Below are 13240 nucleotides of genomic sequence, written 5' to 3' on the forward strand. Positions count from 1 at the left end.
TTATTACCTCTGGTAATTTTGGGTTTGGCTTGGATACAATTTTACCCGGAGATGGCACTTATTTCTTGTTATTAGATAGCTATAGTAACAATTTGAGTGACTATCGTTTCCGTGTTAGTTAAATGCTTCAATTAGGCTATTTCTGTAATTTATCTTGTAAGGGCAATTCATGAATTGCCCTTACAAGCCTCGTAGGTTTGGTTGAGCCACACTTATTGGGAATGTATTACTAACCTGATCTAACTGCGAAACCCAACAGAAAACTCTTGATTTGTTGGGTTTCCTTCGTCAACCCAACCTACAATTTAAATTGATTAAAGGCGATCAGTATATTTTATATTTTCTAAATAGAAAATTATTGTCAAAAATAGTATAAATAAAATAACTTGGAAAATTATACAAAACAATCAAATGGATATTGGTTATTCTCAACTAAATCTCTTAGGAACAACAAATCTACTAACACCTGAAACTGAAAATAATATATTTAATTTCCCGGAACAAAGGGGACAACAGTTAAATAATAGTCAAGAAGAAAGATTAGAAGAAAATCTGCTCTTATTTAGTAATAATGAGGCAATAAACCTAGATATAGATGGGAATGATAAGTTAGAGCCATCAGATTATACTTTAATTAGTTTATATGCGAGTTTTGGCAATGATCCAAATTTATTCAATGTTTTATTAACTAATAATGCTGATGTTTTGTTAGGAGAAGGAGCAACGAGAAACACAGGAGACTTATTAACTAATTATCTAACTTCTTCCCAAGATACCTTATTTGATCTTGATGGCAATGGAACAGTAGAAACTTCTGATTATACATTATTAGGCCTTTATGGAAGTTTTGGAGATGATGCTGATCTTTTGAACATTTTCCTGCAACAAAATGCCGATGTATTGTTAGGAGAAGATGCTGAAAGAACAACGGGAAATCAAATCATAGAACATTTAGCACAATTTCTTCCTGGAGTCAATCAGATTGAAAACTTAACTGTAATGCCAGGAGAAAGGTTAGAAATTGATTTATCGACTATTTTTACTGAAAACACTACACCCACTTATTTATTATCCAGTGAACAAACTCTTCCTACGGGAATGTTGGAAGCTAATAACAGATTAGTTTTTAATCCCAATGAGCAAGAAATAGGCAGTTATCAATTTACAGTGACTGCACTTGAAGGACAAACCGAAACAACTAAAGACTTTTTGTTAGAAGTTGTTGCTGATCCTGTTACTACCACCCGCATTTCTGGAGTCATTCAAAATACGGATCAAGATCCCTTAGAAGGTGTGGTTATTGAGTTAGGAAACTTACAGACTGTTACTAATGCTAATGGGGAATTTATTATTGAGAGTCCAGGAGAGTTACCGAGTGATACATTGAAAGTACGAGGGGAAACTATAACAGGAGATGTTACCTATCCTTTCATTGCGGAAAAATTACCGTTACTCTTAGAAAGAGATCCAATAACTGGGGTAAATAATGTTATTTCTCGTCCCATTTATTTGCCACCCATTGATATGGCCAATGCTGTTACTATTGATCCTAATGTTAATACGTTAGTAACCACTGATAATATCCCTAATGCTTCCGTTTTCGTGGCCGCAGGAAGTATAGAAACCCCAGAAGGTGATCTCTATACTGAAACCTTAAGCATTACTGAAGTAACAAGAGAGTTAACCCCTGCTGCATTACCCGCAAACTTAATGCCAGACCTTGTGGTGACGATACAACCAGGAGAAATGGTCTTTAATACCCCTGCACCCTTATCATTGCCGAATTTAGCGGGATATGAACCAGGAACAGAAATGGACTTATGGTCAATTAATCCTGAAACGGGGTTATTTGATAATGTGGGAACAGGACGAGTCAATGCTAATGGAAACGTTATCGAAACCATAGACGGAGGTATTCGTAACAGTAGTTGGCATTTCTTTGCTCCACCCGCAGGAAACCCTGAAAATGCTGATGATAACCCTCGGAATCAAGATCAACAATGTCTTGAATGTAGCGCAAGAGAAGCAGCAACTTCAGAAGTTGAACTGCACTCTGGGACAGTCATCGAAACTCATGATCTCGTGTCTTATCAATCATTAGGGGTTAATCGTGGGTTAAGCTTGACTTATGACTCACAAAGAGCCGATCCCCGCCCCATTGTACACTTTGGCTATAGTAATATAACTGCCAATGCTAATCCTCGTAGTGTTCCTCGACTCATGGCTGAGTTAACTATTCAACAAGGAGACTTTGAGTATCAAGTAGCAGGAGGGCGTAATTATTGGTCAGTTCCCACAGGGAATGGCCCTGTTGACGCTGCCTTACAAGCAGATATGCGAGGATTAGCATCAGGGCGTTATGATTATCAACTGACCACGGGATTATTACAACTAAATAACAACAATGCTGTCAATGGTTCCACTAGCAGCCAAACAGGGGACATCATCCATGTCAACAGTATTGGCAGTATTTTCGGCAATGGCTGGGGTTTGTCTGGTTTGGTGGAAATCGTCGAAAATACGGATGGCTCGGTGTTAATCATCGATGGAGACGGTGGAGAATTATTATTTGAAGCCTTACCAGAAGGCGGTTATGACTCGCCTCCAGGGGATTTTTCGGTGTTGGAAAAGTTGGCAGATGGCACATTTCGACGCACTATGACGGATCAGATGGTTTATACCTTCAACGCAGATAATAAAATTGCTGGTATCAGCGATCGCAATGGAAACACTACTGAATACCTCTACAACAGTCAGGGGAATATTACCACTATTATCGATCCTGTAGGTTTACAAACCACTTTTACCTACGCAAATGGTCTAGTTACTAAGATTACTGATCCGGCTAATCGTGAGACAGTATTAGAGTATGATGCTGCTGGAAATCTTACCAGTATTACTGATCCTGATGGTACCTCTCGCACTTGGGAATATGACGGCGATCGCCATATGACAGCAGAAACGGACAAACGGGGTAACTATGAACAGACATTCTATGACTTTGCAGGAAGAGCAGATCGGGCCATTCTCAAAGATGGATCTCAGTTAGATTTTGATCCCGTACAGGTACAAGGATTATATCAACCGAATCAAACCACTAATCTTTTTTCTGCACCTTCAGCCTTCCGTTTAGGGGCAGTTGAGTCGGTTTATAGGGATGCTAATGGCAATATCAGAAGAACTCTCCTCGATCAAGCAGGACAACTGGTATCTGCATCAGATGAAGTGGGTGTTTTACCATCAATAGAAAGAAATGAAGAAAATTTAATTACTCGTAGCATAGATGGAAGAGGTAACACCACTGACTTTGAATATGATCAGCGAGGGAATGTCATCAGAGTCTTGGACTCAGTTTCTATCGGTAATAATATTCGCACGACAGGTTATTTTAACCTAAGTGATCTGAATGGGGGAAATGGATTTATTATCAATGGAATCAATGAAAATGACGGGTCAGGATGGTCTGTCAGTATTGCAGGAGATGTTAATGGAGATGGCATCGATGATTTATTGATTGGTACTTTTTTTGATTATTACCGCAGTATTGCTGATGTGTCAGGAGAAAGTTATGTCGTCTTTGGCAGTAATAATGGATTTAGTGCTAATTTGGATTTATCATCCCTTGACGGCACAAATGGTTTTACTATCAAGAATGATATGGATGGCGGCCCTGAATGGATAGTCACGAGTGCAGGAGACATCAATGGTGATGGTATTGATGACTTAATTATTGGTGATCCTTATGGTAATGGTCGTCGAGGTAAAGGTTATGTGATTTTTGGTAGTCGCAATGGATTTAATGCCAATTTTAATGTATCTTCTCTGGACGGCACAAACGGATTCATTATTAACGGAGTCGATCCAGATAACAATTTACAACATTTCAGTGGTGCAGGAGATATTAACAATGATGGCATTGACGACTTGATTTTTGGAAATAACAATGAAGCTTATGTCATCTTGGGTAGTAGAAATGGATTCAATGCAACCTTTGATTTATCTTCTTTTGATGGCACAAATGGATTCATCATCAACGGAGATTTTGGCTTTAATACCTCCATTACCTCTGTCAGTGGTGCAGGAGATATCAACAATGATGGTATTGATGACTTAATTATTGGTAATTATGATTATGACGATCCGACCTATGTGATTTTCGGTAGCAGCAATGGATTTAGTAGCAATTTTAATGTATCTTCCCTTGACGGCACAAATGGATTTATCATCAACGGAACAGGTAATTCCTCATACGATATTGTTAAGAATGTGGGGGATGTTAATGGGGATGACATTGATGACTTGATTATTGCAAACGACTTCAAAACTTATGTCATCTTTGGCAATAGCAATGGGTTTAGTGCCACCTTTGATTTATCTTCCCTTGATGGTACAAATGGATTTATGACTCGCGGAACAAGGGTTGTTAGTGGCGCAGGAGATATCAATGAGGATGGTATCGATGACTTGATTCTGGGGGATGATTTTGTTAATGCCAATGGTGTTACGCTAGCGGGACAAACTTATGTTATCTTCGGCAGTGGCAATGGATTTAATGCCAATTTTGATGTATTTTCCCTTGATGGCACTAATGGATTTACTATCAATGGGATCGAGCTATTTGATCTTTCTGGAAGGTCTGTCAGTGGTGGTGGAGATATTAATGGGGATGGTATTGATGACTTGATTATTGGGGCTTTGGATGCCGATCCCGGTCGTAGTAATGACGATCCTTTTGGTCGTAATAACGCGGGTCAAACTTATGTAATTTTTGGTGGTAGCAACCCTTATCAACAATATACTTATGACCCAACCTTTAACCAATTAACCAGTTATATTGATGGATTAGATCACCAAACTCTCTACAATATTGACCCGAATAATGGTAATGTTCTCTCCATCACTGAAGTTATTGGAGAAGTAGGAGGAGATGACGATCTCATCACTCAATTTACCTATACTGCTAACGGTTTAGTTGATACTATTACTGATGCTTTGGGTCGTGTTACTGATAATGATTATGATGCTTTTGGTCGTCTTATTTCTATGACCTATGCAGTAGGAACAAACGACGAAGCAACCCAACAATTTGAATATGATACCGTAGGCAATCAAACAGCAATTATTGATGAAAATGGCAACCGTACTGAGTTTGAATATGATGCGTTAAATCGTCTCATTTCTATCACAGAAGCTGATCCTGATGGTAATGGTCCATTAACTTCTCCTATTACTACTTATACCTATGATGCTGATGGAAATCTTTTAACTACAACCGACCCAGAAAGTAGCATTATTACCAATGAATATGATGTCTTAAATCGCCTGACTAAGACAACCGATTCCCTCAATCAAATAACAACCTTTACTTATGATTCTATTGGTAATCTCTTGTCAGTTGTTGATCCATTAGGCAACGAAACCCAAAATATTTATGATGATCGTTATCGTCTTATTCAAACAATCGATCCAGAAGAGATAATTACTCGATTTGATTATGATCTAGACAATAATTTGATTGAAGTAAATGAAAATGCTTCAGTAATCGCTGCAGATTTACTAGCTTTCTATCCCTTTGAAGGCAATGCTAATGATGTCAGTGGTAACAATAAAAACGGGAATGTTGTAGGCGCAACTCTAACAGAAGGCTATGAAGGACAAGCCTATCAATTTGACGGTATTAATGATTATATTCGAGCAGATATTAACATTAATCCTTCTATTCATCCTCAATTAACTATAGGTGCGTGGGTCAAAGCTAATGGCTTGAATGCTAGTAACAAAAACACTATCATTTCTCATGATAATGGTGATTTTGACAGAACACTGACCATTGATCATCGAAGTGGTGGGTTAGGGTGGTCAGCTTTTTCAGGTTCAGGCCAGGTTGTAGGATTTGAACCAGTTGACTTAGGAGAATGGACATTTGTTGCAGTGGTTTATAACCAGTCTGCTTCTACAGTAACTCTCTATGTTGATGATCAAGTTTTTACTGAACTTGGAACTTTAGGAGAAGGTTACAATTTTATTGAAATAGGTCGCAATCCAGGCTTTATTAACGAACTTTTCACTGGGGTTATTGATAACCTGTTTATCTATGATACGGCATTAACAACCCAGGAAATTGCTATTATTCGTCAGGGAGGTACAAATGCCATTATTAGTTCGGATGAATTGGGATTAAGCAACAAAACTACTTTTACCTATGATTCCAGAAATCGCTTAATAACTGAAACCGATCCTTTCAATAATACAACTACCTATGAATACGATTTAGTTAATAATTTAATTGGACAAACTGATCGTAATAATCGCCGTATTGAATATGAATATGATGACATCGATCGCCTGATTCAAGAAACTTGGATAGACACAGATCAAGTCATTAATTATAGTTACGATGCAGTCAGTAATTTAACCTCAGTTGTGGATCAATATAGTTCCCTTACTTATACTTACGATAACCGCGATCGCCTGATTACTGCTGATAATTTAAACACCCCCAATACTCCCCATGTAACTCTCAATTACACCTACGATAATGTAGGCAATATGTTGTCAGTTATTGATACAATTAATGGGGTAGAAGCTGGCACAAATAACTACAATTATGATGCCCTAAATCGCTTGATTGAATTAGCACAATTCGGCAATAATGTCAATGACAAAAGTGTTAATTTTGCTTACAATTCATTAGGACAATATACCTCAATTAGTCGTTATAGTGACTTAGTTGGAACTCAATTAGTTAACCAAACAAACTACAATTATGATGACTTAAATCGTCTCACCAATATAGGTCATAATAACGGTACAAATGACGTTGCTTTCTACAATTATGGTTATGATGCTTCCAGTCGCATTACCCAGATAACCGATGTTGATGGAGTAACAGACTATACTTATGATGACAGAGATCAGCTAATTGGTGCAGAGCGTAGTAATGCTAATTTTGCAGACGAAACCTATCAATATGATGCCAATGGCAACCGTATTAGTTCCAGTTTGCACGAAAATGGCTATGAAACAGGAACAGCAAACCGTTTATTGTCCGATGGGGTTTATAACTACGACTACGACAATGAAGGTAACTTAATCAGTAAAACAGAGATAGCCACAGGAAACAGCCAAGAATTTACCTGGGATTATCGTAACCGTCTAATAGTAGTCATTGACAAGGATAGTGACGGAAATGAACTACAGCGCGTCGAATTTGTTTATGATGCGTTTAATCGACGTATCAGCAAAACAGTAGATACAACCCCCTTAGATGAAGTTGCAGGAGTTGTCACCCATTTTGTTTATAACGGAGATGATGTTCACTTAGAATTTGTGGATAATGACGGAATAACAGGGGAAAATGAACCTATTTTAAGTCAACGTTATTTACATGGTGCAGGAGTTGATCAAGTATTAGCACAAGAAGACAGCAATAGTAATGTTATCTGGATGTTAACGGATCATTTAGGAACCATTCGGGACTTAGTGGATGAAAATGGCATATTAGTCAATCATTTAACCTATGATTCCTTTGGTCAAGTGATTGCTGAAAGCGATCCTAGTGTAGAGACTCGTTATCTGTTTACCGGACGAGAATTTGATGAAGAGATAGGGTTATATTATTATCGAGCAAGGTATTATGATGCTGAAATAGGGCGGTTTATTGGGGAAGATCCAATAGGTTTTGCTGGAGGAGATAGTAATTTATATCGGTATGTTTTAAATAGTACAGTTAATTTAATAGACCCTAACGGTTTAGTTCCTGTGGCACCAATTATGTTTTGTGCTGTACAACCGGAAATTTGTGCAGCAATAGTAGTGGGGGGAAGCATGATGGCGGCGGGATTTGTTGAAGCGGCTTCTCATTTCTGGAATACAGGTGGGGAATGGCAAGGCATTTTACCGGGTCAAGGTCCTGGACGGCATCATAACAGAAATGAGATTTATAATAATGACTGTCCACCACATAGATCGCAACTTGATTCTGCTTTCAACAGCCTCACCTACTACCAACCAACACATTGTTTTTACAAGTTCGATTATAGAGCAACCGATGGAAGGCAGTGTATTTATGATAAAAAAGGTGATTTAGTTACTGAAAACAATTGTGCTGGTTCTTATAACATAGTTGCTGGTGGTGGTGCTATAAGTAGTCTGGGTCATGCTTGTGTTGATGTTCTACCATGGTTTTTCTATGGTAATTAATGGCTCTCCTAGTGTGATCGCCTCGCCTTCGTAGGTTGGGTTGAGTCGTATTTATTCATAATAGACATCTCCAAGAATTAACCTCAAACCCTTATATCATCAGGGTAAAATCGGGGTTATTGGAGATGTCTAATACATTACTAACCTTTTCAAAGGGTGCATTTTTTCTTATTCCCCCCTTTGGAAAGTGCGATCGCCGATCTTGTAGGTTGGGTTGAGGGACGAAACCCAACATTGTCCCTTCCCTTTCCTTCCCCCTTTATTTGTTGGGTTTCACTATCGTTCAACCCAACCTACAATTTACTATCTTTTAACTAATTCTATGGCGATCGCCTGGTGACATTTTTTCTTATTCCCCCCTGTGCATTGGGGGGCTTTTAGCTTTATTTTATCTTTAATGGTGCGATCGCTCTTGTAGGGTGAGCAATGCCCACCCTAGAGTTATAAATTGCCAAACCCTTTCTTTTTCTTCGCTTTTTTGGGTTTTTTCGCCTTACCACCGCCCCCGTAACCCCGAAAACCTGGGGGTGGGGCCTGACCAAACATTCCCCCCATACCAGGCATTCCGCCGCCCATACCAGGCATTCCGCCACCCATTCCAGGCATAGCGGGCATTCCCCCTTGTCCCATTTGCTGCATCATTGTCCGCATTCGGGTAAAATTCTTAACCAGTTTGCTTACTTCTGTTTCGGGATGACCGGAACCCTTAGCAATGCGACGACGACGACTGGGAGACTGGGCTAATAAGTCGGGGTCTTTCCGTTCTTGTAGGGTCATAGAACTGATCATCGCCTCAGTTTTTTTGAGTTCAGTTTCTCCCTTTTCAATGTCCGTATTACTGAGTTTATTCATCCCTGGAATCATCTTTAAAATGCTGCCAAATGACCCCATATTCTTGATTAGGCGCATTTGTTTCAGGAAGTCATTAAAATCAAATTTCGCCTCTAGAATTTTTGACTGCATCTGTTCCACATCTGACAGATCAATCTCCTCTTGGGCTTTTTCGACTAAAGTTAAGACATCCCCCATACTCAGAATACGGGAAGCCATGCGATCGGGATAAAAGGGTTGTAATGCTTCGACTTTTTCCCCTACCCCCACAAATTTAATCGGTTGCCCCGATATTTGACGCACAGATAGGGCTGCACCCCCTCTGGTATCCCCGTCCAATTTGGTCAGAATAGCCCCTGTAACCCCTATTTGTTCATGAAATGTACGGGTTAAATTAGCCGCCTCTTGCCCTGTCATGGCATCCACTACTAACAGAGTATCATCAGGGTTGACCGCCTTTTTAATACGGGCTAATTCTATCATCATTTCTTCATCAATTTGTAGTCGTCCCGCAGTATCGATGATGACCGTATCTAAGCCCATTTCTTTCGCTTTGGCCACCCCTTGAGTCGCAATATCAACGGGGTTGGCCTCACTGCCTAATTCAAAGACTGGGACATCAATTTGCTGCCCTAATGTGATTAACTGATCAATAGCCGCAGGACGGTAGATGTCTGTAGCAACCATCAGACAACTGCGCTCTTGTTTGCGTAAATATAGAGCTAATTTGGCGGTTGCGGTGGTTTTTCCTGTCCCCTGTAACCCTGCCATCAAAATCACGGTGGGGGCGGTTTTTGCTTGGGCCAATGGGACATTACTTTCACCCATGACCTTGACTAATTCATCATAGACAATTTTGATGAATTGTTGGCCAGGGTTGACCCCTGCTATTACTTCTGCGCCAACTGCCGCTTGTTCTACGTCTGCAATGAAGGTTTTGACGACTTGCAGGTTAACATCTGCTGCTAAGAGGGCGCGTCTCACTTCTTTTAGGGCTTCTTGTATATTAGATTGGGAGATCTTGTCTTGACCCCGTAATTTTTTCCAAGCATCTTCTAAGCGATCGGCGAGAGCATCAAACATAAGGCGTTATTGTTGTACGGTTAGTATTAATGATAATTTTTCGACTGCTTTAATTGTACTTTATCTTTTGTAATCATAGGGGAGATTTTTGATGACGGAATTATCTGATTTGCCTTTAGTGCAAGAATTGGCTAATGTTCGCTTAAATAATCTTAATGCTTTGCCAGAATATTCTGGGGTTTATTTGATTGCAGATGATGCTAATCGGGTTTATTATATTGGTCAAGCGACTGAGTTAAGAACTTGTTTGTTTGCCTCTGATTTATCTAATATTAAAGCAGTTAATGCGAGTAAAGTTTGTTATTTAGATTGTGATGAAACAGAGTTGAATGAGATTGAAGCTGATTATATTACGTTTTATAATCCCCCGTTAAATGCAGGTATTCCTATTAATAAAATTACCAAGTCTTCTGTTACCCCTGACTTAACACCTGAGCAACAAATTGAACGTTATTTAGAAATTTCTACTCTAATTAAAGAATTAGAACAGGAAAAAGAAACTTTAAAAGAAAATATTGTAACTTTTGCGGCTGAATATAAACAAGAAAGGGGCAATAATTTAACCTATAAAGGGGTGACAATTTTAGCAACTGAACGTAAAATCTGGGAATATTCAGATACAGTAAAAGAATTAGAAGAACAGGTTAAACATTTGAAAAAACAAGAACAAAAAACAGGCTTAGCGAAAGTCGCTAAAGTTTCTATTTATCCAACAGTTAAAGGAAATTTAAAATTTTAAGAAAAAAATGGCATTACTTAGTATTACAAATTTTAAAGGATCTAGGTAAAATAATTATTGATGCTCCATAATTATAATGGTAATTAAACAATGACATAACTATAATGCAATTACAACGATTAAAAATTATTATTCAAGGTGCAGTACAAGGGGTTGGTTTTCGTCCCTTTATTTATCGTTTAGCAACAGAATTAAACTTAAAAGGATGGGTCAATAATTCTGCGTCAGGGGTTTTTATAGAAGTTGAAGGAAACCAAGACAGTTTAGAGACTTTTTTAACTGAAATTCCTCTAAAAAAACCACCGCGATCGCAGATTCAAACCTTAGAGAAAACTTGGTTAAATCCTCTTAATTATACTACCTTTGAAATTCGTCATAGTAGCATTGGAGAAAAAACCGCTATTGTTTTACCTGATTTAAGCACTTGTTCTGACTGTTTACAAGAAATTTTTGACCCCAATAACCGACGTTATTACTATCCCTTTACTAACTGTACAAACTGCGGGCCACGTTATACTATTATTGATGCTTTACCCTATGATCGGCCTCAGACAACAATGAAAGATTTTATGATGTGTGAATTGTGTCAAACAGAGTATCAAAATCCTCTCAATAGACGCTTTCATGCTCAACCAAATTGTTGTGCTACTTGTGGCCCAAAATTAGAATTATGGAACCACAAAGGGGAAGTTTTAGCTATAGAAAATGAAGCATTAAAAAAGACGGTGAATGCTCTTAAAAATGGCCAAATTTTAGCCATAAAAGGATTAGGGGGATTTCATTTAATGGTTGATGCTAAAAATCCCCAAGCGGTGAATAAGTTACGTCAAAAAAAATGTCGTCCTCATAAACCTTTTGCCCTAATTTATCCCTCCTTAGAACTGATTAAATATGATTGTGAAGTTAGTCCCTTAGAAGAAACCTTATTAACTTCTCCTGAAGCCCCTATCGTCTTATTAAAAAGTCGGAAAAACAATGATAATTTATCTCAAGAAATTGCTCCTAATAACCCCTATTTAGGGATTATGTTACCTTCTACTCCATTACATCATTTATTACTCAAAGAATTTGGATCACCTTTAGTCGCAACCAGTGGCAATATTTCCGATGAACCGATTTGTATTGATGAACGAGAAGCGTTACAAAGATTAGGCAATATTGCAGATTTATTTTTAGTCCATAACCGTCCTATTATTCGTCCTGTTGATGATTCTATTATCAGAGTAATGGGAGGCCGAGAAATGATGATTCGTCGTGCAAGAGGTTATGCACCTTTTCCGATAACAATACAAAATGTACAGAAAAAAAGTAATATTTTAGCAGTGGGTGGACATTTAAAAAATACTGTTGCTATCTTAAAAAATAATCAAGTTTTTATCAGTCAACATATTGGAGATTTAAGCACACCAGAAGCATTAAAAGCATTTCATCAAGTCATGGAAAGTTTAAATGGACTTTATGACTTTAAACCTAATATAATTGCTTGTGATGCTCATCCTGATTATCTCTCTAGTCAATTTGCAGAAACTCAAAATTTACCTTTAATTAAAGTTCAACATCATTATGCTCATGTCTTAGCTTGTGTCGCAGAAAATGACCTCAAATTTCCCGTTTTAGGGGTTGCTTGGGATGGCACAGGATACGGAAATGATGGTACAATTTGGGGAGGAGAATTTTTATTGGTAACCTCTGATGGTTACGAAAGAGTTGCTCATTTTCGTCCCTTTAAATTACCAGGAGGAAATCAAGCGGTTAAGGAACCAAAACGCATTGCTTTAGGAATATTATCTGAATTATTTGACTCATTTGATGGTTTAAAATTGCCTTTTTTAGAAACATTTTTAACCAAAGAATTAACCTTGATAAAACAAATGTTATCCCGTAATTTAAATGCACCTATAACCTCTAGTGTCGGCAGATTATTTGATGGAGTTTCAGCAATATTAGGTACTTGTCAAAACATTAGTTTTGAAGGACAAGGGGCCATGGGTTTAGAATATGCGATCGCATATTTTAGAACTGATCAATACTATCCTTATGAAATTATTGGATCAAAGTTTCCTTTAATAATTGATTGGGAATTAATGATTAAAGGGATTTTAGACGATATTGCTAATCAAATTGATCCCTCAGAAATTGCCACTAAATTTCATAACACTTTAGTGGAAATTATGATAAATATTGCTCAAAAAATACAAGAACCTCAAATTATGTTAACAGGGGGATGTTTTCAAAATAAATACTTAATAGAAAGAGGAATTTTACGGTTAACTCAAGAAAAATTTAGACCATTTTGGCATCAAAAAATACCTCCGAATGATGGGGGAATAGCCCTAGGACAAATTATCGCGGCAATCTTAGAAAAAAAGAAATATATGAGTTAAA

Annotated in this window: 5 protein-coding genes; 3 read left to right on the plus strand and 2 right to left on the minus strand. The window is 38.0% G+C overall.

What is annotated here, in order from left to right:
• Positions 1-411: 411 nt before the first annotated feature.
• Positions 412-8202, plus strand: a complete 7791-nt coding sequence (locus VB691_RS13185; protein ID WP_323291965.1) for an RHS repeat-associated core domain-containing protein — start codon at positions 412-414, stop codon at positions 8200-8202.
• A gap of 91 nt (positions 8203-8293) precedes the next feature.
• Here VB691_RS13185 and VB691_RS13190 read toward each other — a convergent pair whose 3' ends face one another.
• A complete protein-coding gene (locus VB691_RS13190) occupies positions 8294-8437 on the minus strand; it encodes a hypothetical protein (RefSeq protein ID WP_323291966.1) in 144 nt (47 codons plus the stop codon).
• Between the two features lie 206 nt (positions 8438-8643).
• Positions 8644-10116 (minus strand): signal recognition particle protein, encoded by a 1473-nt coding sequence (ffh, locus tag VB691_RS13195; protein ID WP_323291967.1) that lies wholly within the window; start codon positions 10114-10116, stop codon positions 8644-8646.
• Between the two features lie 91 nt (positions 10117-10207).
• Here ffh and VB691_RS13200 point away from each other — a divergent pair, with 91 nt between their 5' ends.
• Together VB691_RS13200 and hypF are read left to right on the plus strand one after the other, a co-directional pair.
• Entirely contained in the window at positions 10208-10855 is a 648-nt protein-coding gene (locus VB691_RS13200) for an excinuclease ABC subunit C (RefSeq protein ID WP_323291968.1), read from the plus strand.
• 104 nt (positions 10856-10959) lie between these two features.
• Complete coding sequence (gene hypF / locus VB691_RS13205) at positions 10960-13239, plus strand: carbamoyltransferase HypF (protein WP_323291969.1); 2280 nt, start codon at positions 10960-10962, stop codon at positions 13237-13239.
• Position 13240: the final 1 nt, after the last annotated feature.

The organism is Crocosphaera sp. XPORK-15E (assembly GCF_034931425.1).
GTDB lineage: Bacteria > Cyanobacteriota > Cyanobacteriia > Cyanobacteriales > Microcystaceae > UHCC-0190.

Excerpts from the sequence above, each read along its gene's own strand:
- VB691_RS13185 (WP_323291965.1), top strand. The coding sequence starts at position 412 with ATGGATATTGGTTATTCTCAACTAAATCTCTTAGGAACAACAAATCTA.
- VB691_RS13190 (WP_323291966.1), bottom strand. The coding sequence starts at position 8,437 with ATGTTGGGTTTCGTCCCTCAACCCAACCTACAAGATCGGCGATCGCAC.
- ffh (WP_323291967.1), bottom strand. The coding sequence starts at position 10,116 with ATGTTTGATGCTCTCGCCGATCGCTTAGAAGATGCTTGGAAAAAATTA.
- VB691_RS13200 (WP_323291968.1), top strand. The coding sequence starts at position 10,208 with ATGACGGAATTATCTGATTTGCCTTTAGTGCAAGAATTGGCTAATGTT.
- hypF (WP_323291969.1), top strand. The coding sequence starts at position 10,960 with ATGCAATTACAACGATTAAAAATTATTATTCAAGGTGCAGTACAAGGG.